This window comes from Rhizobium sp. CC1099, from assembly GCF_029714385.1.
Lineage (GTDB): Bacteria > Pseudomonadota > Alphaproteobacteria > Rhizobiales > Rhizobiaceae > Rhizobium.
The window spans coordinates 1,151,202-1,174,828 of sequence record NZ_CP121642.1; the positions used below are offsets into that span (position 1 = coordinate 1,151,202).

General features: G+C 58.1%; 19 protein-coding genes and 3 pseudogenes. 10 read left to right on the forward strand and 12 right to left on the reverse strand.

Annotated features, from left to right (window positions below; translation table 11 throughout):
* Positions 1-73 precede the first annotated feature (73 nt).
* On the reverse strand, positions 74-1,984 hold the full coding sequence (locus tag QA644_RS26705) for a diguanylate cyclase (RefSeq protein ID WP_283073925.1): 1,911 nt from the start codon (positions 1,982-1,984) through the stop codon (positions 74-76).
* A gap of 159 nt (positions 1,985-2,143) precedes the next feature.
* Between QA644_RS26705 and QA644_RS26710 the strand changes: the two are divergent.
* From QA644_RS26710 to QA644_RS26730, 5 genes and pseudogenes are all read left to right on the forward strand, one after another.
* Positions 2,144-2,747 (forward strand): annotated as a pseudogene (locus QA644_RS26710) (EAL domain-containing protein); the annotation flags it as partial.
* A 91-nt stretch (positions 2,748-2,838) separates the two neighbouring features.
* Positions 2,839-3,561 carry a septum site-determining protein MinC gene (gene minC / locus QA644_RS26715; RefSeq protein ID WP_074071847.1) on the forward strand — a complete coding sequence of 241 codons (723 nt, stop codon included), beginning with the start codon at positions 2,839-2,841 and terminating at the stop codon, positions 3,559-3,561.
* 32 nt (positions 3,562-3,593) lie between these two features.
* Positions 3,594-4,409 carry a septum site-determining protein MinD gene (gene minD, locus QA644_RS26720; RefSeq protein WP_040115446.1) on the forward strand — a complete coding sequence of 272 codons (816 nt, stop codon included), beginning with the start codon at positions 3,594-3,596 and terminating at the stop codon, positions 4,407-4,409.
* On the forward strand, positions 4,406-4,666 hold the full coding sequence (minE, locus tag QA644_RS26725; protein ID WP_194731194.1) for a cell division topological specificity factor MinE: 261 nt from the start codon (positions 4,406-4,408) through the stop codon (positions 4,664-4,666). The genes minD and minE overlap by 4 nt, the downstream gene beginning before the upstream one ends.
* A gap of 564 nt (positions 4,667-5,230) precedes the next feature.
* Complete coding sequence (locus QA644_RS26730; RefSeq protein WP_283073926.1) at positions 5,231-6,511, forward strand: DUF3422 family protein; 1,281 nt, start codon at positions 5,231-5,233, stop codon at positions 6,509-6,511.
* Between the two features lie 409 nt (positions 6,512-6,920).
* Here the strand turns inward: QA644_RS26730 and QA644_RS26735 are convergent.
* Positions 6,921-7,930 (reverse strand): annotated as a pseudogene (locus QA644_RS26735) (IS30 family transposase).
* A 312-nt stretch (positions 7,931-8,242) separates the two neighbouring features.
* Between QA644_RS26735 and QA644_RS26740 the strand changes: the two are divergent.
* On the forward strand, positions 8,243-8,980 hold the full coding sequence (locus QA644_RS26740) for a hypothetical protein (protein WP_283072350.1): 738 nt from the start codon (positions 8,243-8,245) through the stop codon (positions 8,978-8,980).
* Between the two features lie 15 nt (positions 8,981-8,995).
* Here QA644_RS26740 and QA644_RS26745 read toward each other — a convergent pair whose 3' ends face one another.
* The 3 genes from QA644_RS26745 to QA644_RS26755 form a co-directional block, all read right to left on the reverse strand.
* Entirely contained in the window at positions 8,996-10,369 is a 1,374-nt protein-coding gene (locus tag QA644_RS26745) for an ISNCY family transposase (protein ID WP_283071997.1), read from the reverse strand.
* Between the two features lie 161 nt (positions 10,370-10,530).
* Positions 10,531-11,832 (reverse strand): Fic family protein, encoded by a 1,302-nt coding sequence (locus tag QA644_RS26750; protein ID WP_283073927.1) that lies wholly within the window; start codon positions 11,830-11,832, stop codon positions 10,531-10,533.
* A 939-nt stretch (positions 11,833-12,771) separates the two neighbouring features.
* Positions 12,772-13,110 (reverse strand): hypothetical protein, encoded by a 339-nt coding sequence (locus QA644_RS26755; RefSeq protein WP_283073928.1) that lies wholly within the window; start codon positions 13,108-13,110, stop codon positions 12,772-12,774.
* 157 nt (positions 13,111-13,267) lie between these two features.
* Between QA644_RS26755 and QA644_RS26760 the strand changes: the two genes are divergently transcribed.
* Positions 13,268-14,080 carry an aminoglycoside phosphotransferase family protein gene (locus QA644_RS26760; RefSeq protein ID WP_283073929.1) on the forward strand — a complete coding sequence of 271 codons (813 nt, stop codon included), beginning with the start codon at positions 13,268-13,270 and terminating at the stop codon, positions 14,078-14,080.
* 673 nt (positions 14,081-14,753) lie between these two features.
* The gene (locus QA644_RS26765; RefSeq protein WP_194731188.1) at positions 14,754-15,083 is read left to right on the forward strand and encodes an ATPase inhibitor subunit zeta; all 330 of its coding nucleotides are present in this window, start codon (positions 14,754-14,756) and stop codon (positions 15,081-15,083) included.
* Positions 15,084-15,572: 489 nt separating this feature from the next.
* Here QA644_RS26765 and QA644_RS26770 read toward each other — a convergent pair whose 3' ends face one another.
* A complete protein-coding gene (locus QA644_RS26770) occupies positions 15,573-15,863 on the reverse strand; it encodes a DUF6522 family protein (RefSeq protein ID WP_283073930.1) in 291 nt (96 codons plus the stop codon).
* 220 nt (positions 15,864-16,083) lie between these two features.
* On the opposite strand from QA644_RS26770, the gene QA644_RS26775 reads away from it, so the two are divergent.
* The gene (locus QA644_RS26775; protein ID WP_283073931.1) at positions 16,084-16,461 is read left to right on the forward strand and encodes a YbaN family protein; all 378 of its coding nucleotides are present in this window, start codon (positions 16,084-16,086) and stop codon (positions 16,459-16,461) included.
* A 98-nt stretch (positions 16,462-16,559) separates the two neighbouring features.
* On the opposite strand, the pseudogene QA644_RS26780 reads toward QA644_RS26775, so the two are convergent.
* Positions 16,560-16,745 (reverse strand): annotated as a pseudogene (locus tag QA644_RS26780) (NapC/NirT family cytochrome c); the annotation flags it as partial.
* A 197-nt stretch (positions 16,746-16,942) separates the two neighbouring features.
* On the opposite strand from QA644_RS26780, the gene QA644_RS26785 reads away from it, so the two are divergent.
* Positions 16,943-17,161, forward strand: a complete 219-nt coding sequence (locus QA644_RS26785) for a hypothetical protein (RefSeq protein WP_283073932.1) — start codon at positions 16,943-16,945, stop codon at positions 17,159-17,161.
* Between the two features lie 45 nt (positions 17,162-17,206).
* Here QA644_RS26785 and QA644_RS26790 read toward each other — a convergent pair whose 3' ends face one another.
* From QA644_RS26790 to QA644_RS26810, 5 genes are all read right to left on the reverse strand, one after another.
* Positions 17,207-17,452 (reverse strand): DUF982 domain-containing protein, encoded by a 246-nt coding sequence (locus QA644_RS26790; protein ID WP_283073933.1) that lies wholly within the window; start codon positions 17,450-17,452, stop codon positions 17,207-17,209.
* A gap of 170 nt (positions 17,453-17,622) precedes the next feature.
* Positions 17,623-18,573 (reverse strand): GH25 family lysozyme, encoded by a 951-nt coding sequence (locus QA644_RS26795; RefSeq protein WP_283073934.1) that lies wholly within the window; start codon positions 18,571-18,573, stop codon positions 17,623-17,625.
* Between the two features lie 188 nt (positions 18,574-18,761).
* Positions 18,762-20,195, reverse strand: coding sequence for a family 16 glycosylhydrolase (locus tag QA644_RS26800; RefSeq protein WP_239600728.1), 1,434 nt, complete (start codon positions 20,193-20,195; stop codon positions 18,762-18,764).
* A 228-nt stretch (positions 20,196-20,423) separates the two neighbouring features.
* Positions 20,424-21,734 carry an HlyD family type I secretion periplasmic adaptor subunit gene (locus QA644_RS26805; protein WP_283073935.1) on the reverse strand — a complete coding sequence of 437 codons (1,311 nt, stop codon included), beginning with the start codon at positions 21,732-21,734 and terminating at the stop codon, positions 20,424-20,426.
* Positions 21,731-23,473 (reverse strand): type I secretion system permease/ATPase, encoded by a 1,743-nt coding sequence (locus QA644_RS26810; RefSeq protein WP_283073936.1) that lies wholly within the window; start codon positions 23,471-23,473, stop codon positions 21,731-21,733. The genes QA644_RS26805 and QA644_RS26810 overlap by 4 nt, the downstream gene beginning before the upstream one ends.
* Positions 23,474-23,627: the final 154 nt, after the last annotated feature.

The following is a 23,627-nucleotide window of genomic DNA, read 5'->3' on the forward strand; positions in this document are numbered from 1 at the left end:
CTTGAAAGCAGGCGGGGGATCAGAAGATCCTGCAGCGCATGAAAAACGCATACAGAGCCCCGGGGTAGGGCAATCATCTTGAGCGCGATGGCCCCTTTTGTCGACGCCCATCGCATTTTTGGGCACTCCAGGTGCTGATCTGGTTGCGACCGTTGCGTTTGGCATCATAAAGAGCGTCGTCCGCGCGTTTGATCAGTTCCGACGATACGAGTTCGGAAGAAGAGCTTAGCTTTGTCGAAACGCCGACACTTGCGGTGACATACCGGAATTCGCTGCCCGCATGCGGTATTTCCAGCGCCCGAAGCCCCGTCAGGAATTTGCGGGCAAGCGCCTGGGCTGCGCCTTCGTCGGTTTCGGGCAGCAGAACGACGAATTCCTCACCACCAAAGCGGGCGACGACATCGGTGCGGCGCTTGACAACCTGGCGTAAACAATCGCTCACGGCTTTGAGACCTTCGTCGCCGGCAACATGACCGTAAGTGTCGTTATAAGCCTTGAAACGATCGACATCGATCAAAAGCAGGCTGAGCGGGGTCCGGTTTCTGGTGCTCCGGGCGAGCTCGATGACGATCGCCTGGTCGAAAGCCCGCCGGTTGACGATCCCCGTTAAAGCATCCGTTTCCGCCAAACTCTTCATTTGCTCGGCAAGTTCACGTAGCGAGTGCTCGGCCTGCTTCATGGCTGTGATGTCGGATACGACAACAAGTGCTTTTCCGTCGGTCGTCAGTCGCGTCCGCAAGCTGAGCCAGCGGCCATCACAGAGGTCAATCTCCTCGTCCTTGTCCTGATGCAGGTGCGCGACGGCGTTGTCGATCCAGTCGTCTGTCACTTCCTTGGGCAGATCGCGCCGCTCCTCTGTCTCCGCGACCTTCCGCAGAATGTCTTTAATGTTGGCCCCGGGAATCCGCGCTGGAGCAGATAAGGGGAACAGGCACCTGTACTGCTCGTTACAGAATAGCAGCGTGCCGTCAGGACCGAACATCGCAAATCCATCCGACATGCCGGCCATCGCGTGCGACAGCAGATTCCGGCTTTCGGTCAGTTCGTGCTCCACGCGCCGCTGTTCCGTGATGTCGCGCGTGGCGCCAGCAAGACCGATGGTTTCGCCCTTTCCGTCGCGCAAAGGAAACTTGGACGTCGAGTAGCACCTTTCCTGCTCGCCCTCACGAAGCTGTTCGATCTTGTCGATCACGGGTTTACCGCTCCGCACAAGCTCTTGCTCTTCGGCAAACAGGATCTCCGCGCGCCGTTGCGTTGCAAGCTGAAAATCGGTGAGGCCGATCATCTCGGCCGGCGAGCTGAAGTGATGATGTTCGGCGACATTGCGGTTGACGATGACAAACTGGCTCTGGCTATTCTTGACGTAATGGTAGTCGGATGTCTGGGTGAGGGCGGCCGTCAACAGATCACGTTCGAGTGCAATGCGTTCGAACTGCAACAGGACAAGCCCGGAGATGATGATGGCGCAGGAATTCAGGAAGACAGCGGGTGCAACGATTGTCGTAAGCGTTTGGCCATCGGCGTAGCTTAGCAGGATCAGTGACCCCACGAGTGTTACGCAAACCGCAGCAGCCAAGAGCACGACATCGATAATCCCGATCTTGCGGTTTTGAACGACTATGTGAGCGGCAAGACCAACGGCGCCGATCAGCAGGATACCGGTAATGCCGTTGATTGTTCCCGCTCCGCCTGAAAATATCCGGAAGGCGCCTGCAACAGCCATCGTGGCAATGGCTGCCACCGGCCCGCCAAACAGCCCGGAGATCGCAATCAGCGACGATCTCAAATCGATGAATGCCCCGGAGTTGACAGGGATCGAAAGCAACATCGATGCAATGGCGCCGAGGCCCATTGTCAGACCGAATGCGACCCTCGACTGAAGCGCGGAAAGATCGCGGAATCGATAATAGAAATGAGCCCACAGCGACATGACAAGTGCAACGACGGCGAGGTTTCCCGTCAGTATCTGCCAGGTTGTACTCATGATCGTTTCAGCAGCTCGAGAACATGGATCAATTTGAACTTCTACGCTTTTTTTCTTTCGGGCAGCTTAACGCGGTGTTTGCTTTGGATCCCGGTGGCTGGGCTATCATTTCAGCGCCGCTGACTGCGTTGGATGGTTACGACTGTCGTTAACCACGCTTTCATCCCACTTTGCTGAAAAATCCGGCCTCATAGACGCTCTCGGCGTTCACATGCTGCGTGCGTCGATCTGCCATGCGAGAGCCTGGCCCGGCCTGACGTTGTCCGTCAATGTCTCACCAATCCAGCTGTGTAATCCGGACTTCGGGGCGCAAGTGATTGCGGTTCTGCAGGAATCTGATTTCGACGCCAACCGCCTGACTTTGGAGATAACCGAAGGCGTCCTCATCACGAATCCTGATCAGGCCCGCCGGTCCATCGACCAGCTTAAGCGCGTCAGAATCAAGTTCGCGCTTGACGACTTCGGTTGCGGCTATGCGAGTATTGGCGCACTGCGGCAGTTTGGCTTCGATCGGATGAAGATCGATCGATCACTTGTTTCGGGTGTCGAAGACGCTGCAAACGGCATTGAGGTTCTTCGCGCGACGATCTCCTTGGCAACGGCTCTTAATATTCCCGTTACCGCCGAGGGCATCGAGAATGTCCGCCAGGCAGCGATATTACGCGACACAGGATGTGACCAGCTTCAAGGATACCTCGTCGGAAAGCCCATGTCGGCACGGGAGATCTCAGAGAGACTTCGTCAAGAAGATCCAGCGGCATGATTGCCCAGCGGCTGCGCAAACCTTTCTTAATACTGTTAACTCTTTGTTAACCATGGCGGCGGTAGACATGGTCAACGATTTCTTAACATAGATGACCAAAGTGCTAACAGACGCTCGCTCTATCCGCATCAAGGGCCGCTCTTTCCTCGCGGTCATGCTTTCTCCAGATCTCCCGCTCGATGATTGGCTGGCGAGGCTGGATGATCTCGCAGCCCGCTCAGCCGGATTCTTTTTGGGCCGGCCCATCGTGCTTGATGTCACGGACCTGCAGATCGACCGATCGCAGTTGAAGGACCTTATTGCGGAACTAACGCAACGCAATGTGAGCGTCATGGGAATCGAGGGCGGGCGGCCGTCAATCCTTGGGCCAGGCATGCCGCCTGCACTGAAGGGCGGACGGCCGGTTTCCGACTTTGAGCTTCCAAAAGCGGAACCAATCATCGATCTGCAAAGCAAGCCGCCGGCAAGCGAAGCGCGTCCGGCGCTCCAGTCCATCGTGATCCGGCAGCCCGTGCGTTCAGGCCAGTCAGTGATTTTCCCGGAAGGCGATGTCACCATCGTCGGTTCTGTTGCCTCCGGTTCGGAGATCATCGCCGGAGGTTCGGTCCATGTTTATGGCACCTTGCGGGGCCGGGCCATGGCGGGGTCGGTCGGAAATGCGTCCGCGCGGATCTTCTGCCGAAAGCTCGAGGCAGAGCTAGTTGCGATTGATGGCGTCTACAAGACCGCTGAAGACATGGCCTCGAACCTTCGAGGACAAGCTGTCCAGCTCTGGCTGGAAGGCGACACGATCATGGCAGAGAAACTTATCTGAGCCGAAAGCCGGCTAGGACACAGGAGAGCAAGATGGGGAAAGTCATCGTCGTCACTTCAGGCAAAGGCGGAGTTGGCAAGACAACTTCTACCGCCGCGCTTGGAGCGGCTCTGGCGCAGAGGAACGAAAAAGTGGTCGTCGTCGATTTTGACGTCGGGCTACGCAATCTCGATCTCGTGATGGGTGCGGAGCGAAGGGTCGTCTACGACCTGATCAACGTCATACAAGGCGATGCCAAGCTCCCTCAGGCGCTGATACGCGACAAGCGACTCGAGACGCTGTTTCTGCTCCCGGCATCGCAAACGCGCGACAAGGACAACTTGACGCCGGAGGGTGTCGAACGTGTCATGGCCGACCTGAAGCGCCACTTCGACTGGATCATCTGCGATAGCCCCGCAGGCATCGAACGTGGGGCGACCCTTGCAATGCGCCATGCCGATATCGCCGTCGTCGTCACCAACCCGGAAGTTTCTTCGGTCCGTGATTCGGACCGCATCATCGGCCTATTGGACGCCAAGACCGCCAAGGCAGAGCGCGGCGAGCGGATGGAGAAGCATCTGCTCCTGACCCGCTACGATGCCAACCGAGCCGAACGGGGCGATATGCTCAAAGTCGATGACGTCCTGGAGATCCTTTCCATTCCGCTCCTCGGCATTGTTCCCGAAAGCATGGATGTTCTACGCGCCTCCAATATTGGCGCGCCGGTGACGCTCGCCGATAGCCGCAGTGCACCCGCGATGGCATATTTCGATGCCGCCCGCCGGCTTGCCGGTGAGGAAGTACCGATCACAATTCCCGGGGAAAAGCGCGGTCTCTTCGGCAAGATATTCGGACGGAGGGCCGCATGAACATCTTCAGTCTTTTCGGCAAGAAGAAAACCGCCCCCGCGGCCCGTGAACGCCTGCAGGTGCTTCTGGCCCACGAACGCTCGTCGGCGGGTTCAGACCTTGTATCGCTGCTGCGCGAGGAAATCCTTGCGGTGATTGCCAAGCATGTGCAGCTCGACAACGACAAGGTCCAAGTAAAGATGGATCGCAATGAGCACGTGTCGATTTTGGAAATCGACGTCGAGATCCCATTGAAGGCAGAGGCGCAAGCTGCTTGAAACGGCCAAAAAAGCCGCACGCCTGAAGTAGTGGTCAGATATTGAGAGCCGGGTAGGCGAGGGGAGGGCGCGGAGTAAGCGGCGACTGTAACTGTCGGTTGCCTGAAGACGCCGCCCTCCCGCTGCCGCTTCCGGCATTGCGGCGCCTGATAACATCCATATACCCAGCTTGGCCCGGAGCGCCCCGTCAGCGCCGCTGATGGAAGCACCGCTTCTGACCGGCGACGGCGATTTGCGCAGGCGTTCATGCCTGGACGACCGGCGCGATTGGGACAATCTTGCACCGGCGTTGGCCGTACGAGGCAACCAGGTCCAATCGTGATCGCCGTAATCGCGCGGACCGGTGCCGCGATGCACCCAGTTGTGCGATGCTGCACCTGCCGCTCGCCGGCTCCCTTCCTGAACTTTGCCACTTTTGCGGACCGCTTTGCTGCTCATGCGCTATCGGGTCGCAGCCGGACTGCTGCCCTATAATCGATTAAACTCGACCTAGCTTAACAAATTGATTTACATGACATTTGAGGCATGGCAACGGGTAGATACTCAACTGTTGCCGGGGGCCAAATGAGCAGGGGTGTTTTTGCTTTCAGACCGGCCGCTCTTCGTGAAAGAGCGGTGGGCGAAATCCACGCTCGGCCATATGCCCTTATTACGGTACCTCGCGTCATCTTTCAGCTTGCTTTCTTGACGGACAGCGAGCCCGATCAGGATCATGATATCGTAAAGCGGCTCTCCCAATCGAGCGGATCGCCGCCTCCGTCTCACGAGACCAATCACCATGCGATCAGCTGGGGACAAGGAACGCTGAGATGGGAACGCCACACGGAATTCTCGACCTATTTCTGGGACAGCCCCGCTCCGGAAAAGTTCGGGGCTGAGATCCCTGTGCATCCATTCGGTGACGGATTTTCGCAACCCGGACCCTTCATCTCGGGAATACGGCTGGAGATCAGATCTGACACTGAAGAGACGCAGAAGGACCTCGCCGTTTTCGACCGGACGAGCCTTTGCCGCAGTGACCTCAGAAGCGGGGAGGCCACCATTCTTACGGATTTCCGTCCGGATGGGGATGGCCTGACAAAGATCCTCGTTATTGACCGCGGTCTATCCGACAGCTCGCGCGGTGCGCTCGTTCAGAAGCTTCTGGACATTGAGACCTATAGAACACTTGCAATGATGGCATTGCCTTTGGCACAATCGCTGTCACCCGAGATCCGCCGGATAGAAGCTAGCCTGACGGCGGTCACTCAGCGGATGAAACAGCACGCTCGCGACGAAGCCGATCAACTGCTTGCGGAAATTACCCGTCTGGCGGCCGAACTCGAAGCGAATGCTGCGATGAGCCTTTACCGGTTCGGCGCCAGCCGCGCCTACTACGAAATTGTCCAAGAGCGGATTCGGGCGCTTGCCGAAACAGCGACATCCGGGAGCGAGAGCCTTGGTACTTTCTTGGAGCGCCGCCTGGCACCGGCGATGCGGACCTGCCAATCTGTAGAGGAGCGCCAGGCAAATCTCTCGCGCAAACTGGCTCGTGCCACGTCCTTGCTAAGGAGCTGGATCGATGTCGAGCTGGAGCAGATCAACATGACGTTATTAAACTCCATGGACCGCAGGGCAAAAATGCAATTACGCCTGCAGCAGACCGTTGAGGGCCTCTCCGTTGCTGCCATATCGTACTATGTCGTCGGACTGATTGGATATGTCGCCAAAGGGGTACACTTGTTTGGCATCGAGTTTGGATCAGAAATTGTGACGGCAATCTCGGTGCCTGTCGTCGTCTTGGGAATTTCGCTTATCGTGCGGAATATCAGGCATCGACACTCGGAAGAAGGCGACACGCAATAAAGGAACCACCCGCAGGTTGGGCGAAGACGATCACTGTCGGATTTGGCCGACATACGAATGGCATCTGGACTCTTGATGCAAGTATGTTCGAGCGTAGCCAGATGCGGATGACCATATCGTCGTGTAACGTCTTCTCGGTGGACGTCAGGACTGGCGTCGGATTCTCGACACGCTGGTGATCCGCTCAGACAGCTCTGCGAACCCGACAAAGCTAAGCGCGACCGACGGTTCTTCAACGGGCCGCAGAGCGCAGAGCTAAGAGCTTGCCGCTGGCATCGTCGATATAGACCAGCAGGCGCAATTGGGACCGCGGTTCTCTGACGTTGACCAGCAGATCGAGAGGCGAGACTGTCGCATCTCTAAAATGCCGTTGTGAGTTCAAGCCGAACTGCGACCTGCACGTGTGACGCTAACCGACACGTCGCATTTGCGCGAGCAGTTTCTTGCGGAAGACTTCCGCGGGCGTTCGGTAGCCCAGGCACTTCCGCGGCGTCGAGTTGAGCCGGTCGCAGATGTCCCTCAGCTCGCCGTCGCTGATCGACAGGGGATCCACCTCTCTCGAAAGCCATTTGCGAACCCGGCCATTGGTGTTCTCGACCGTGCCTTTCTGCCAGGGCGACTGCGGGTCGCAGAACCATGTCTGCGTTCCGATGCCAGCCTGAAGATAGGGCCATTCGCTGAACTCAGTGCCCCGGTCGAAGGTGATGGAGCGTCGAGCGGCGTGGGGTAGGGGCTGGAGCACCTCAATCAGCCCGTCCATGATCGGCTTCGATTGCCGGTCGTTGTTGCGCAGGAAGACAGCAAAGCGGCTGACCCGCTCCACCAGTGACGTCACGTTGGCCTTGCCGAACTTCTTGCGAAACTAAATGAGATCGCACTCCCAATGCCCGAACTGCTTGCGTTCGGCGACCGTGTCAGGACGGTGAAGAATGTTGAGTTCCGGGCTGAAGCGGCGACCGTGACGGCGTCGGGCATGCCGCGGTCTCCGTCTCGCGCGACGCTCCGGCAGGTGCCGCCACAGCTTGATGGCCTGACCGTCTGCGGAATAGGCGAACTTGTAGATCGTCTCGTAACTGACGCAAATCGGATGGCGCTCCAGCCGCATGCGGCCGGCGATCTGCTGTGGCGACCAGCCATGCATGATCCGCTCGATCACCGCTTGGCGCACATGGACGAAGCGGGCGAGCTTGCGCAGCTTGGCTCTGCGTTCACGTGCCATCTCGTTGGCGGTCACGCAATAGTAGCCGCTCAGATCCGGCATCTGCGGATCCTCAAACGCATTCCGCTTGAGCTCGCGGAAAATCGTCGAACGATGCCGTCCAAGCTTCTCGGCAATGACCGTGGCGCTCAGGCCGGCCGCTCGCCAGCGAGCGATCTTACACGTTCATCCATATCGATCTGGGAGTAGGTGCGTCTCATGAGCATTCCTTGCGAGTGATAACCCATTGGTATCTATCGCAAGTCGCACTTCATCCTTGAACCCACCCCGTTTACACGCAATGTGGCAGCCAAGTTGAACTGTCCGCTTTAGCGCAAAGTAAAAATGTCAATTTGAGCTGCCCTAAGGCACGCCGACCAGCCCCGATCTAACCGGCTGGTCCGGGTTGCAAGGGAAGATCGGGGCGGGTGAGGGCCATCCCTTCGGCTTTAGCTTTCTCAGTAGCAATTGTTCTGTCGCCGGTTGATACTTGTCGGTACCTGCATGGTGCAGGGTTGAAGTCAGGACCGCGCATGCTTCCAGAAATCAGGCTGCTGGGTGACGTCGATGTCGCCGCTCTCTCGCCGCTGATGCGCGGCATGATCCTGGCTCTGTCCTATGCCGACACGCAAGCGGGTATCGGCTTGACAGCAACAGGGGCCATGAACCGGAAATTCGTTCATTGGGCCGCCGTTCACTTCAAGTGGCCCGGCTTCACCGTCGATGATCTATATAGCATCAACAAAGTTCTCAACGAATCCGACATGCCACCGCTTTGGGTGGTGCGCGACATGGCTTACCACCTCAAACTTCTTCGTCGAAGGAAAGACCTACTACTGCCGACCAAACGTGGCTGGGACTTCCTCGCAAGGCCGAGAGCCTACTTTGATCTGGTCGCGACGGATTATCTTTATGCTTATATCCATCATGGGCAGACGCAGGAGGCCGTCCGCAATCGGATGCGTTGGTGGCACGTCTTTCTCAATCTTATCAATATGAAAGCAGGAACGCATTGTTCTCTCGACGACCTGGCGAACGAGCTATACCCGAGCGAAACGTACCCAGCGCCGGCAGAGATGACGGTCGAAACCTGGACGGAACGGTCGTCGCTCCGCTACGACATCATCCAGCCGCTGTGCTGGCTGGGATTGCTACACGAAGAGCGCGAGGGACTGACCATTTGGCAGGACGGAACCTATCGCAAGACACCGTTGTGGGACGCCTGCTTAAAGCTGGAAGCCGATAAGCAAGCCCCGATCAGCGTCCATTGACCTTATCTCGAAAGTTCACTCGGCCAATGCCTGCCGTGCTAACGCCTTCTCCCGCCGCACAATCACCACCGGATCGCCCATGAAATCCTTCCGCCGTCCCGGGCCGCGAGCACGTTTGACGTAGCCGTTTTTGTCACTGTTGGTCTTCACAACTGGCTTCGTCTGCTGATCCTGTCGCTCCTTGATATAGGCCAGCACATCACCGAGCCGCTTGTTCTCGGTGATCGCCGCATGCGTCACCCGCTGGTCCTTGTCGAACACCCGGTAGGGCAGGGAATGCCCCTTCCAGCGCACATCCAGCCGGCCATCGGCATAGGCATAGGTCTCGACATAGCGACCGACCAGTCCGCGCGTCACCTCCGTCTCTTCCAGCATGATCCGCTTGCGCTCGAACGAAAACGTCAGCTGCGCCCCGACGTAACGCTGCTCACGCTTGCACAGAATGTCCCTGAGCCGGTCCAACGCGAGATTCACCGGCCGATGCAGATTGTCGGAACGGGTAGGGGCGATGGCAAACCGCTGGTTATACCGCGCCATGAACTGCGGCAGGAAAGCGTTGCCGTCGTCCATGCCGCAGATGCCCTCCAGGCGCAGATCCTTGATCAAACGATCCTGTAGCGTCCGATTCATCCGCTCGACCCGACCCTTGGCCTGGCTCGAGTTTGCACAAAGAATCTCGATGTTTAGCTCGCAAAGCGCACGCCCGAACTGGGTCATGCCCTGGCCGCCCTTGGCGTCTTTTTTGGGAACCCGGAACACCGTATGCTTGTCGGAATAAAAGGCAATCGGCGCACCATGCTCCTTCAGATAGAGCTCAAGCGCCTCGAAATAGCTGAAGGTGCTCTCCGATCGTACGAACCGCAACTGCATCAACTTGCCGGTCGCATCGTCGATGAACACCAGCAGCGAACAGGCCGGTCCGCGATCCTCGAACCAACGATGCTCGCTGCCATCGATCTGCACCAGCTCGCCATAGGCTTCGCGACGCAGCCGCGGCTGATGAAACGTCCGCCGCTGCTTGCGCGACAGCCACAGACCGGCCGCCGACATCCATTGGCGCAAGGTCTCGCGCGACACACGCAATCCATCGCGTTCGGCAAGCTTCTCGGCCGCCAATGTCGGACCGAAGTCGGCATAACGTTCGCGAACCAGCGCCAGCGCATAATCGCGAATGCCGTCGCTGATCCGGTTGTTCGAGGCTCGGCCGATCGCCTTGTGCCGGATCGATGCCGCGCCGCTCGTGCTGATCCGCTCCAGCAGACGACGCACCTGGCGCGTGCTCAGATCAAGCACATGCGCCGCCGACACCAGCGTCATGCGGCCGGCGATCACCTTCGACAAAATCTCGATCCGCTGCAGATCACGCTCGCTCATCGCAATCAGTCCCATCCGCAATCTCCGCCGTCATCAAAACCGGGGAGAATGTGACATTCCAACTTTGCAGAATCAGGACACTTTAACTTTGCGGCTACACGCAAACATCACATAATCTATCTTATGGAACTGGCAGGCGGTTTCGCCGGTCACGCCGGCGTGCGTCCCGAGAGTTCCTAGGTATCATCGTCGTCGGCATCCAAACCATCCTTCACGCGCTGCACTGCCGCCGCCACAGCGGCTTCCAGAAGCGAAAGCTCGTCATCAGTCATCTCCGCAAACAAGCCGCGTTTTTTGTTTGAGATGTGGCCGTTCTTCAGGCACAGCTTGACAAACAAAGCTGCTTTGCGGTTGGGCATATCAATTATGTCGGTCAAAGCCGAGTAGCCGGCGTCGAAATAACGAATGTAGTCGAGTTCCTCCCTGAGGTCTTTCTGAACCGTCTCGCCGATCTTTTGATAGATGAACTCCACCGATGGAGTGGCATCGAAATATCGGTAGAGGTGGGCAGTGTCGTTCCTGACGACGATGCTGTGGTCCCTTTCCCATCGCCAGTCCGTTCTTTCCAAGGCGGGACGCGAGAACGTTTCAAGCGTTGCCTCGTATGCCCTTTCGTCACGGACGATGGCGGCGGATACCGGGAAGAGAAAGTCGGGAGGGGTGAAGCCTTCTCTGGACAGGATGTTGTGGATCAGGAAGCGGTGAATTCGCCCGTTGCCGTCTTCGAACGGGTGTATGTAGACGAAAGCGAAGGCGACGATCGTGGCCGCTACCACCGGGTCCGACATGCCCTTGAGCCGCTCAGTCAACAAACACCAATCCGCCATCAACGGCTCGACGTCCTCGGGTTTCGGGCCGATGAAATGGACCTTTTCAAAGCCCGGGCCGATCGTCTGCCCGACGAAGTTCTGGAAATCGCGGAAGTCATCTGCGGCATACCTCGGGTCGACGATCGTATTCTGCAGCTCGACGAGATCGCGTTTGCTCGCCGGATCGAAGGCCGCGATGTTCCTCAGCGCGGCAGCGAACCGTTCTGCTCTCTGCGCGGTGGGTTCTTCGCGCTCGATTTCAAAGGAGGATTTCGTCTCCTTGGTGAACAGGTACTGGATCGCTCTGGCGAGGAGTGCCGGATCGCAGTCGTTCACGATGTCTTCAGCTTGCCTGTTGATTTCCGACGCTCTTGCATCGGCTATCGGCCTCGTGGAACGTACGGTGACGCATAGTCCCGGCACGCCGAGCATATTGTCGACGACCTTGTGGCGTTGTGAGAACCTTCCGGCCGCACCGATGTTTTTCTTCTCGTCCAGTGCGTGGACGTAGTTCACGGTACCCGCGTCCGGCAGAGAAAGTCGTGTTCCAGTGAACCATTCAAAGAGAAACCATGCGCGGCGGGCGAACGCGCCTTTTGGCTCGGCTTTGATCCAGGCTTCGATCTCTGCCGGATCGACCTTGTTCATAGTCTGGGCGATAACGCCCATGTCGAGTGTTTCATGCTTCAGAGCGAATTTGAGGTTTCCCGCGATGCTTTCTTCGGGAGCATAGACGAGAGGGTACTTCTCAACGACCCTACCCTCTTCTACATATGTTTTCCGAGACGTCTGGCCGCACCAGGACTCGACGGCTGGCGCGGGGCAATCCAATCGCAGATGCGTCCTCAGCCAATTCTGTCCGATTGGAAATTCGCTCATCGTTGAAGCTTACCTATTCAAAAACGCATTCGCCTATTCAAATTCGGTTTAATTTACGCTCTTCCGTCGAAAAACACTATACGGCCAAGCATTTCCTGGCGAGCGCCATCAAAAACGCATTCGAACGTGAAAAAACGCAATGCAAGTTTGCCTCAACGTCGAAAAAGTATGCGATGTTTTCATCAATCTGAACCTTCCACGCCGGAACAGCTTCCATGTTGCAGGCGGCAGTACGGGTTCGGCCATCGTGGAATCCTTGGAACGATATAGTCGCCCGAAACTATCGATCCCGATGGACGCGCCGAGGGAAAAGCGGCAGGCCATAGGTTTCGCCTTCTGCCTTCGCAGCCATGCAGAAAGCAACAAAGGTCTAAACGGTCCGTGCTACACCGCCCACCTGTGTTGCGAATCCGGCCTGGAACAAAAGCAACAAACATGGCCAAAACCGTGGTGCAACAGGCAGGTCAGGCATGACGATCCAAGAACGCCTTTGTTATTGGGTCATCGATAAACTCACTCACTCAGCTACAGAGCCGAAACCGCACCATTTGGAACTGACGAGACCGACGTGCACAGTCTGGAAGAGCGAAGTCGGGAATCTGAATGTCGATCCTTTAAGGCTCATCCAATCACCCTTCACCCTCTGGCGGATGATCCTTTTGCTGGTCTGGCAACACCGACCACGGTCGATCCGTACGCGCATCGTCTTCGGTCGCTTCGTATCCGAGGTCATCCGCGCTTCCGGCAATTAGCTTGAAAGCATAAATTCGATTGATTTTCATTAGGTGCTCTCGCCTCCCCTTCCAGCATGCCCGCACTTGAGTCGATACCGGTCAGTATCGCCCTCGAGGAGCTCTGCGGCATGAGTCCCGCCGCCGCATCTCGCATCGGCGGACAGTTCTCAAATTCCGCATGTGCACTGGCGGTGTTTGGCGGGTAGCCGCGTTCCAACACGACATAGTCCGAGCAGCTGTGATACAGCGGCATCGTTCGTGGAGCGTCAATTCCAATCAGCCCTTCAATTTCATAGCCAGAGAGCGAAATTAGGAAATTGGTGGTTTTGTCCATGAAACGTAGCGTTTCGGCGCGGGATGACGCATGCTCCCAGCTTAAGTATAAAAAGACGGCTCGCCGCGTTTCTTGCAATCAGACTCACCTGCAGGAACCTTGGCCAAGGTGGGCCATCTGCACCGCACACGCGGGATAATGGGAGTTAGATAGGTGTATGGTTGAGTCAGAGATCCCCCTCGACGGCGGTGCAGACTCGACAGTCGTTCGAGTCGGCCAGACAGTTCGGCGCGACGGTCGCTCTTGGTCACCGGCTGTCCTCGATCTGTTGCAGCACATCGAGCGTAAAGGATTTGCTGGCGCGCCGCGTGCGCTGGGCTTTGACCACCAAGGGCGAGAAGTTCTGACTTATATTGAGGGCGAGGTCGGCCGAGGTGCCGGCTTCATCCCGGACCACGGTGGCCGCTTCGACAGTCGTCTCCCAGACTATGTTTGGCGTGACGACGTGCTCGTGCATCTCGGCGCGCTCATGCGTTCCTATCACGATGCCGCGTCGACCTTTCCCTCGGCCAGCCGCGGATGGCGCTTGGAGTCTCGCGAGCCTGTCGAGACGGTCTGTCACAACGATCTCGCGCCATGGAACACCATCTTTCGAGCAGGCCTTCCGGTGGCGTTCATCGATTGGGACACCGCGGCTCCGGGGCCTCGCGCCTGGGACCTTGGGTTCATCGCCTGGCGTTGGGTGCCGTTCTGGCGTGACGCGAAGTGTCGAGCACACGGGCTCCCGATCGGCGTTGCCGAAAAGGCTCGCCGCTTTCGCTTGCTGCTCGACGCGTATGATCTCGAGCCTGAGATTGGCGTCGTGCACGCGGGAATCGAGCGGATGCGCCAATTGCAAGAACACATGTGGAAGCTCGTCGCCGACGGTTCTGGCTGGGAGGTCGAGCTCGCTCGTCGCGGTGTGCTCGACGAGGTGGCCCTTGAGATCGAGTGGGTTGAGGAGCACGCTTTAGCTCTCGTGGGATCCTGATTCGTCCCACCCCCGGCGTGCTCGAACACATCGCGCCAGTCGATGATGATCCAGTTGGACGCTGCTCTACTTCTGCTTCGCCTTGAGCAGTTGGGATATTGCGGACTCAGTCTACAAACCTTGCGGCGGCTGACTTGGGAAGTGTTGCGGCGAATTCGAAATGAAGAGGATATTCTTCCCGTGTTCGATGCCTGACATGACGTAGGTTGCTTTTCCGCACCGGTCCTTCCGGATCGCCGGGATGTGGGGCGGCTTCGGGCCAACTTGAGACTTTTGCTTGGGTCTCCTGTGCGCCAAGAGGAGCAAGATCCAGGAGGATAAACCGAACTCCTGGATTTCGACTGTGAACAGGGGTTCGAAAGTGCTCTCTTATCGCCCGGATATCCGCGCGGGTTTGAGGGTGGCCATCTGTCTGGCCGCCATAACGCGGTTCCTTGTGGCGGGCGAAGTGAGGAATAGATTCGAAGTCCTGCGCCAATTTGGGAACGGCTAACCCTCTCGCAGCGTTTTCAGATGGTCGGGTTTGATCGCTATCAACGCGCCTTGTCTCTCGCGCACACCGTCGCCTCAAAACGGAGGTTACGTCATGACGCACAAGCAAAGTCCTGTTTCGGCCCGGTCGCACTCGATGCTCACGGCCTTTTGCGCCGCGGCAAGGAAAAGGAGTTTTCGCATGACATCCTTGGACGATAGAAGACGGGCGCTTGAAGACAAATACATTCTCGACTTTGAGCGGTCGCTTAAGGTCCGCGCCCGCCGAAATCGCCTGCTGGCGGAATGGGTTGCCGCTGCAATCGGCCGCAACGACGTCGACGCGTATGTGAACGAGGTTGTGGCAACAGCCATCGCTTCGCCGGAAGACTCGAATCTGCTGCAGAAGATTCGCGCGGACTTCAGTGCCGCTGGCCGGGCTGCCGATGAAGCACTTCTTCGCGAGAAGATGCACGACCTGATGTACATGGCTGCCGAAGCCATGGAGCGTGAGGACGCAACGCAAAGGTAGCGGGACGACAGATGGACCATATGGAGGTCCATCCCCTGAGAGCGGAGCGCGGCCAAGCTTATCGCCGCCCTCGGTCCACCTGCCGTGCAGGCGCCGGCTTATGATTTGGCGATAGCCGAGTGTCGCTGCCGAGGAAGCGCGTGCCGATGTCGAAGAAGCTGACCGCCTCTGTCGCTCGCCATTTCCTCGTACGACACCTCTGCCTTGGGTCGAGGCCGCGTTGCGGTGTCGTGTCATTGGCGACATCTCCTCGACCGTGTTCTCGCCCTGGAGCGTTTCATCACCCCGGGGTTCCTCGATGCCTTGGAGCGACCAATGCCGGGATCGTCATTGAGGCCGAAGATCGCGGCAAGATCCCGACGTTGATGGCGACTTCTCCCAGGGCATAAGGCCTTCACGAAGGGTATTGCAGACGAGGACAAGGTCCCTGCCCCCTGATGAGATAGCCCACGGCAAGAATGAACGGAAATAGGTGGCGAATAGCCGCTTCTACGCAAGCTTCCGGCGGCTGCTCCCTTTCATCGTGCCAGCCCGGGCGAAGGTCATTTCCTCGGAAATGACTGTATCGGAGTTGTCGAGGATCGCGCGCCAAATGCGATTGCCGATCCTGAGGCTCAGCCGCTGCAGGCCGAGATCCTCGCCCTCACCAATTTCCACGGTACTTGCAACCAATCCCATCTGCAGTTTTCGCCTGAACTCGGCTCCGGAGAGGCCGAAGCGCGAGGAAAGCTCTGCGGGATTGAGGATGAAGTCACCATTGTCGTCGCGCGTTATCTGCATTCTGGATCCCTTCCGGTCTTGTCCCTGATCGCGTCTCTAGGCGTGCGTTGTATGCCTGGTCGCTTTTACCGAGATATTCGGTTTGGTGGAAAAGCGGATTTGCGCAAGGTTGAACGGCGCGCACTGCAATCCTATTGTCCGCGCATCCCTATGGTATGCTGATAGGAGAAACGGCAGGGCGATCGGCGCTTTGGAGCGGTTGAACGGCTGAAGCCGCTTGATGAAAGGACATTCCGTGCGATTGCTGTTTGCTGCCCTTGGCTTTGGTTTCGTTGCAATCGGCGTTATTGGTGTCTTCGTGCCGCTGCTTCCGACGACTCCGTTCCTGATCCTTGCCGCTGCTCTATTCTCCCGCTCCTCCCCGCGCTTTGAGCGCTGGCTGCTTGCCCATCCGCGCTTCGGCGAGCCACTGCGAAATTGGCGGCGCCAAGGGGCGATCCGGCGACGTCATAAGCTTGTCGCCTGTATCTCGATGATTTGCAGCTTTCTCATTCTGCTCGTATTTTTCAGACCTTCAGCAATTGCCATGGTTGGCGCTGGAATTCTGATGGCGGTTGCCGCGATCTATGTCGCGTCCAGGCCTGAACCGCGATACTGAAAATCCTCCACGACTGCCACACGGCCCTTGGCTCAGAACGCCCCGCGTGAATTTTGTCCAAAGCACGGCTGAGGTCATCGATCGGCGAATTGCCTGCCAAGCTCGAGGCGTTTGTCGAGAAACTTCGGTCGTGTGTTGATCGCCCCCAAAGATCTTATCTTACACCTCCTTGGAGGTTGGCATCTTGCGGGCGATTTTGCCTGTCCATTGGTGCGGCACGTGACGCCGGACATTCATCTCGTGACAGAAGCGCGGAACTTTTCAGTGTTGGTGAGTTCCAGCGCAATTGCAATCAAGCTATCAAAAATGCGCCGGAAAACAAAGCTTATTGGAGGCATGGTCGTCTAGATTTCACGGCACGGCGGCGAAGTCATGGGTATTGCGATCCCTGGAAGGAACTAGAAGGATTGGAGGTGCATTTCCAGAGATTGCCCAAACGAAAATGGACGCGCTTAATACCGCTCTTGGAAGGACTGCCAGGATGAGTCTCGAAGAACACACGACAGCGCCGGGTGCAAACGTCCATGAGAACCATTACTGCGACCATGAAGATGAAAGTGGCATCCGTTGCACGCAATGGGGCTGTTACGGCTTCGAGGAGAGCACCGGCGCCACACGGTGGTACTGCCGCAAGCACCAGCCGCTGATCTATCGCGGACTGCCTGCGCATGGCAGCATACACGTCTTTATCGGACGTTAGCACCCGCGCTCGGTTGCCGGCTGCCCATACGGCGGGAATTTTCTGTCAGCTCAAACGGAAGTGGGCTTCGACCGCAGCAGCAATGAATGCTTGCCGGGCTTTAGTCCCGTCGCCCCCGCCATTCAGAGCGTCGTCACACATCTGCCCTGCTCGTCGGTACTGGCTTCCATGATAAGCCGGCCAGGAACGATCAAGCATCGACTTGGCTTGTCGCACGGTCTTGACCGTTTGCACAATGCCCGTTGCCGGATCCTCAAGAGTGATTGGAGTATCCCAGATAGCCCTTTTCATGACGCAGCACCTCCCGAAGCGGGAACGGTTTCATCCCAGAACGGTTCCGGGTCTGCCTCACTTCCGGCTGCATTGGTTAACAGGGTGTTTCGTTTCCCTTTTACGATCCGGCATCCCCTGAAGACCCGGTTCGATTGGACGCCACCAACGATGGGCTGATCAAGTGCTCGTCAGCGGCCGGAGGGTGAAATTGAAGACGTTACGATAAGGTCAGGTTGCGGCGCTTCAAGCGGCACGGAGCCGAATTCGATCTTTGCAAGGATCAGCGGAGGATCGGGCTCGGCAGGGCGCAGGAGACCGCCTTGGGGCCAGGCACGCCGCAATTCCTCCTTGGACATCGCTGCGACGTTCACGTCGATATCGGTCAGCGTGCCCGGCACGCGATATGGACAGCGCCGCTTTGAACAGTTGCTGGCGGAAGAAAACTGCCAGAGAAAATAGTTCTGCCAGTTCCCAAGCGGGAAGACCTTGCGGATGTCCGGCTTGTAACGCGCATACCAAAGGGGCAGCCTAGCCAGTACACTGTAGTCCCGCCGATATGCGGCAATATAGCGTGCCGTATCATGGTTGGTATAAAGGATCGGATAGCGTCCGGTTCTCGCCCTGATGTGCCCGACAAATATCTGCGCATCCTCGAGTGACATGAACCGATCGGGGTCGATGCCTTCGATATCGAGGATCATCAGATCGTCCGCATCCGGCGTCGCATAGTCGAGGAAGTGATTGGCCTGGTCGATGGGATTGCCGGGCCGGCCGACATGGTAGGCACCCCAGAGCAAGCCGTTCTGTCGGGCAATCATCCGGCGGCTCGTATAGAGCTCGCGGCTTACCGCGTATTTCCGCCACATCGTCTTGCAATGCGCAAACGTGTCTCCACGGTGCTCTCCCTCGCAGCTGAAGCTCTCGGGCAGACCATCGGATGCCTTGGAAATAAAGGCCGCGACGCGCTCGTCCTTGAGCAAGGCCTGCCAATCGATCGCATTCATTTCATAGGCGTCGACAACCAGCGCGTTGTTTGAACTCTTCCAGGGCGACACATCCGCCGCAAGCAGCCCCCCTGCTTCAGCGATGAAAGCAAGCAGACAAAGGCAGGAAAGAATCGATGCTCGGAGCCCCTTCATCGAGCCAAGGTAAAATATCCCGAGTTTATAATATATTAAGAATAAGGCAGCCTTAACGCGCGCCGCGTCCAAGCGGCTGATTGAGCGCCATGGCCATGGCGCTCAAGTGCACGACCCGTTCACCGTCGAAGCGCTCGGAACCAAGTCTGTCGCTTGAGATTCGCGTCGATCATCGGCCGGGGCAGATGTTAAATGTGCCAGTCGGTTGCAGCGGATTGGGCGCTGGCCGTGACCGGTGCATCATCGAGCGAATAGGCATGGATGTAGTCTATCTTCATCTGTGCCCCATCGGCGAAGCCGGCACCAGGCGTTCCGGCCGTGCCGCCGACGGCGAGGTTTACCAACATGTACATTGGATCATGCATGTCGGCCGGCGTATCGGCATGAGCAACGGCGACATCGTCGAAATACCAGACGATTTGATCTTCGTCCCACAAGACCCCATAGGTGTGGAAGCCATCGGTGCTTGGGACCTTGACCGGCGTCGAGACCGTGGTGCGCGAGCCGGTCTCGTTGCTGTGGACTGTCACGTTGACGGTGTTCGGATCCTGACCCCGCATCTCGACGACGTCGAGTTCCGGCGGCCACGAGCCATCTTCAGGCAGCAGCCAGAAAGCCGGCCAGGCACCCTGTTCGGTCGGCATGTCGGCGCGCATTTCGAAGTACCCATAGGTCTGAGCGAAGGAGGAATGCGTGTTCAAGAGGCCCGACGTATAATCGTAGCCGTTGATCTGCGATTGGATTGCTTCGGAGGCCGGCGCCGCTGTTATGGTAAGCACCCCATTCTGAAGGGAGAAGGGATTGACGGCCGAGGTCGCAGAATAGGACGGATTGATGTACCACTGGAGTTCGCCATTGCCGGGGAGCGTGCTGCCCTTTTCCGGCGCCCACCAGAATTTGGCATCCCAGACGCCCTGGTCACCGTTGCGCAGCGACAGGCTGTTGAATTCATCGGCAAATGTGAGCGTGAGTGCGGACCGGTCGAGCGTCAGCTGGAACTGATCCGCGCTGAGGTCGGCGACGGTTTTGTTCGCAAAAACGATACTTTCTCCGCCACCGAGATCGAGCCGCAGGTTTGCGCCCTCCTGTGTGAGGTGGCTTACGACCTGATCGAAGCTCGACAGCCCGTAGCCGTTCAATCGGACGGTATCGTCGGTGCCGAAATCGACGACAAGGTCGCTGCCGTTGCCGCGCGTGAAGATGAACGTGTCGGAACCGCCGGCGCCGATGAGGACATCGTTGCCCGCGCGACCATCTATCGTTTGACTGCCGGATCCGCCGGTGATGATATTGTCCGCCGCATTGCCAAAGGCGTAGCGGCCGCTGCCGGTGACGGTCAGATTTTCGAAATTTTCAGGAAGCGTATAGCTCATCCAGGTGCTGATGGTATCGACCCCGGCGTTCGCGGCCTCCACCGCGCGATTGATGCTGGAGTAAAGGTAATAGATGTCGTCACCCGTTCCGCCCTGCATGGTAACGTTTACGGAGGCGTCGCCCCAGATCGAATCGTTGCCGCTCGTCCCATTCAGCACAGGGCCTGAACCTTTGGCCGAAAACCAGGCGCTCGATGCACCGCTATAAAAGAGTGATTTACCAACGGCGTTCGTAACCGAGCTTGCCATATATGATTCTCCTTCGTTTTCTGCCTTGCGATAATAGACGACGATTTAAACGGTTTTGACACCTGTCGATTGGTTTTAGCTTCAACCTCCCCGGAAAGCCTGCAACAGACCTAATGGAAATATCGCCGCGCGTTTGCGGCTGTGCCACCATCTGGCGTTCGGACCATAGTGATCCATAGTGACACGGAAAAGACTTGCGCTTGCCCTCGCACGCGCCCGCCAGATCACTCAGTCCTCCCGGAACGCGCGTGCCACCTGGTCGGTCAGAGGCTTCGTCAAATAGGCGAGAGCAGTACGCGCACCTGTTTGCACGAATGCTTCCACCGGCATGCCGGGGACGGGCACAAGGCCGCCCAATCGGCTCCATTCGCTCTGATCAACCGAGATCCGGACGGCATAGTAGGTCGTGCCGCTCTCCCGATCCGTCGTCAGATCGGCGGCAATCTGCTGCACGGTACCGTTGATTTCGGGCGTGTTCCTTTGGTTGAAGGCAGAAAATCGCAGCCTGACCTCTTGGCCGATGGATAGCTGATCGATGTCCTGGGGCAAGACGCGGACTTCGGGCGTCAGCGTATCGCGGGCGGGCACGATCTGCATGATCGGCTCGCCGGGCGGAACGACAGCGCCGGCGGAGTGGACCGTAAGCTGATGGACGATACCTGTCTGAGGCGCCCGGATGTCAACGCGCCGCAGTTCGTCTCTTGCGGCGACCATTCGTTCGGAGAATTCTCCGATGTCGCTCTGCGTCTTGCGCAGTTCGTCCGATACTTCGCTGCGGTGATCGTCATCGATCTGAATGATCTGCAATTCCGTCTCGGTCACCTTACCGTTCGTCTGCGCAAGGCTTGCCACAAGGCTGCCGAGTTCGCCCGTCAGGCGCGCGGACTCGCGTTCAAGGGCATAGAGACGGTTGACTGGCACGATACCTTGGTCGAACAGGCGCCTGACGCTCGCAAGCTCTTTGTCGATCAGCGCCATCTCTGCCTTCTTGCCGGTCTGCTGGGCGACAAGTCCCTCCGCTTCCTGCCGCAATTGCTGGATGCGTTCGCGCAACTGGGCTTTTCTGCTGGCACGCGATGTCCGGCGATCTTCGAACAATCGGCGCTCGCCTTCGATGATGCCGCCGTCTCCAGCTTCGCCCGCCTGTTCTAACAGGCTATCGGGAAACCCAATCTCCTCAACGCCGTCCCGTTCGGCGCCCAGCCTGGCAGAGGCCGCCGACAGCTCGTTCAGTCGCCGGGAGATGATTGCGAGGTTTGCCCGCAATTGCGTGTCGTCCAGATGCACGAGGATCTGCCCAGCCTCCACCATCCCGCCGTTTTTGACGAAGATTTTCCCGACAGTGCCCCCCTTTTGATGCTGAACGGGCTTCACGTAGCTGTCGACGACAAGCGTGCCGTTCGCAATCACCGCGCCGGAGAGATAGGTCGTGGCTCCGAGACCTCCAACCACGCCGACCAGAAGCAGGACCATCGCGAGTGCGATTGTCGTAAGGCGGCTGATTGCAGCTTCGGATATGGGAGCTCGCTTGTCGATCAACTGTCGCCTCCCGCTATAACCGTCAGCGTGCTACTGCGCGGAGCCGTCGAAACAGTTGCCTTATTGAGAACCTCGTCCTTCGCCCCGAAGGCCTGAAGCTGTCCATTGGCGAGTACCAGAACAAGATTGGCGGCCGCCAACGCACTTGGCCGGTGAGCAATAACGATGGCAATGCCCTTGCGTGCCCGGATGCCTGCGATCGCCTGAGCGAGCGCTGCCTCGCCATCGCTGTCGAGGTTCGAGTTCGGCTCATCCAGGACGACAAGGAAAGGATCGCCATAGAGCGCGCGCGCCAGGCCAATGCGCTGGCGTTGCCCGGCCGAAAGCATCGATCCGTTCTCTCCGATCTGGGTATCGAAGCCATCGGGAAACTGCACGATCATCTCATAGACGCCCGCAGCTCTTGCCGCTGCAATGATTTTCTCGGACGGGGCATTTCTGTCGAAACGCGCGATATTTTCGGCAATGGAGCCTTCGAAAAGCGACACTTCCTGCGGCAGATAGCCGATCGACCGGCCGAGCGACGACGGGTCCCACTGATCAAGGGACGCCTTGTCGAGACGCACCGAGCCGCCGATAGGTTTCCAAAGACCGACGAGTCCGCGGGCAAGCGACGATTTTCCAGATGCGCTCGGCCCGATGACGCCGACGGCGTCTCCGGCCTCTGCCTTGAACGAGATCCCGCGCAGTACCATCGTCCGGGTACCAGGAACGGCAAGGTGAAGCGCTTCCACGGACAGGTTGGCGGTCGGTGCAGGCAGGTCGACATGCCGCTCCTCGGCCGGCAGCAGTTCCAGATGCTTCGTCAGTCTGCTCCAGCTTTGCCGGGCGGCGACAAAGCCCTTCCATTGTCCGATTGCAAGCTCCACAGGTGCCAGCGCCCTGCTGACGAGGATGGAACTTGCGATCATGATGCCGGGCGTCGCCTCTTGCCTGACGACCAGGATGGCGCCGACCGCCAGCACACCGGATTGCAGCATCATCCGAAGGACTTTTGAGATCGACATCAGACTGGTCGTGACGGTCGTCGCCGAGATATGATTGGCAAGATACCGGTTGTTAACCTCGGTCCATTTGGTGGCTAGCAACGACCCGAACCCCATGGCCAACACGGCCTCGGAGTTTCGCCGTGTCGCTTCGGCAAGATTCAGTCGCCGCGCGGAAAGCTCTGCGGCAATTTTTGCCGGTTTGCGGGACTTGAATTCGGCGAGTGCTGTAAGGCCTATCAACATCACCGCACCGGCAAGCGCCGTGACACCGATCCAGACGTGAAAGAGAAAGCACAGACCGATGTAAAAAAGCATCCACGGCATATCGAACAGCGCCGTTGGCCCGGGGCCGGAGAGAAAACCGCGTACTGTATCAAGATCGCGGATCGACTGCAGACCGTCGCCCGGCATTCGCATCCGCGAGGGCAACAGGATCAGGGAGTTATAGACGTCGCCTCCCAAACGCTCGTCGACAGCGGCTCCGGCGCGCATCAAAAGCATCGAACGGATAAAATCGAGCAATCCCTGGAAGATGAAGAGCGTTGCTGCAATGATCGCAAGCCCGGCAAGTGTCGGCAGGCTTCGACCCGGAATCACCCGGTCATAGACTTGCAACATGAAGAAGGAGCCAGTGAGCGCCAATATGTTGACAATGCAGCTCGTGGCTCCGACACCCAGGAAAGCGCGCTTGAGGGAAAAAAGCACCGCCACAAGGAAAGCCCGTGGTGGGCCGGATTTTTCGTTCGTCATGCAGCGCTCCGCGGTTGTATCACCGACACGAAGCGGGAGCCGTTCGTGCAGGCCATTCAACATTTGATTCTCAGTTCGACGCTATTGTTATCATCCCATGCGGTCGGCGTGTTCCCGTTAAAAAGTTTCTTTCGGTCTAAATTAAGGACCGCTT

Excerpts from the sequence above, each read along its gene's own strand:
- QA644_RS26705 (WP_283073925.1), bottom strand. The coding sequence starts at position 1,984 with ATGAGTACAACCTGGCAGATACTGACGGGAAACCTCGCCGTCGTTGCA.
- minC (WP_074071847.1), top strand. The coding sequence starts at position 2,839 with ATGACCAAAGTGCTAACAGACGCTCGCTCTATCCGCATCAAGGGCCGC.
- minD (WP_040115446.1), top strand. The coding sequence starts at position 3,594 with ATGGGGAAAGTCATCGTCGTCACTTCAGGCAAAGGCGGAGTTGGCAAG.
- minE (WP_194731194.1), top strand. The coding sequence starts at position 4,406 with ATGAACATCTTCAGTCTTTTCGGCAAGAAGAAAACCGCCCCCGCGGCC.
- QA644_RS26730 (WP_283073926.1), top strand. The coding sequence starts at position 5,231 with ATGAGCAGGGGTGTTTTTGCTTTCAGACCGGCCGCTCTTCGTGAAAGA.
- QA644_RS26740 (WP_283072350.1), top strand. The coding sequence starts at position 8,243 with ATGCTTCCAGAAATCAGGCTGCTGGGTGACGTCGATGTCGCCGCTCTC.
- QA644_RS26745 (WP_283071997.1), bottom strand. The coding sequence starts at position 10,369 with ATGGGACTGATTGCGATGAGCGAGCGTGATCTGCAGCGGATCGAGATT.
- QA644_RS26750 (WP_283073927.1), bottom strand. The coding sequence starts at position 11,832 with ATGGGCGTTATCGCCCAGACTATGAACAAGGTCGATCCGGCAGAGATC.
- QA644_RS26755 (WP_283073928.1), bottom strand. The coding sequence starts at position 13,110 with ATGGACAAAACCACCAATTTCCTAATTTCGCTCTCTGGCTATGAAATT.
- QA644_RS26760 (WP_283073929.1), top strand. The coding sequence starts at position 13,268 with ATGGTTGAGTCAGAGATCCCCCTCGACGGCGGTGCAGACTCGACAGTC.
- QA644_RS26765 (WP_194731188.1), top strand. The coding sequence starts at position 14,754 with ATGACATCCTTGGACGATAGAAGACGGGCGCTTGAAGACAAATACATT.
- QA644_RS26770 (WP_283073930.1), bottom strand. The coding sequence starts at position 15,863 with ATGCAGATAACGCGCGACGACAATGGTGACTTCATCCTCAATCCCGCA.
- QA644_RS26775 (WP_283073931.1), top strand. The coding sequence starts at position 16,084 with ATGAAAGGACATTCCGTGCGATTGCTGTTTGCTGCCCTTGGCTTTGGT.
- QA644_RS26785 (WP_283073932.1), top strand. The coding sequence starts at position 16,943 with ATGAGTCTCGAAGAACACACGACAGCGCCGGGTGCAAACGTCCATGAG.
- QA644_RS26790 (WP_283073933.1), bottom strand. The coding sequence starts at position 17,452 with ATGAAAAGGGCTATCTGGGATACTCCAATCACTCTTGAGGATCCGGCA.
- QA644_RS26795 (WP_283073934.1), bottom strand. The coding sequence starts at position 18,573 with ATGAAGGGGCTCCGAGCATCGATTCTTTCCTGCCTTTGTCTGCTTGCT.
- QA644_RS26800 (WP_239600728.1), bottom strand. The coding sequence starts at position 20,195 with ATGGCAAGCTCGGTTACGAACGCCGTTGGTAAATCACTCTTTTATAGC.
- QA644_RS26810 (WP_283073936.1), bottom strand. The coding sequence starts at position 23,473 with ATGACGAACGAAAAATCCGGCCCACCACGGGCTTTCCTTGTGGCGGTG.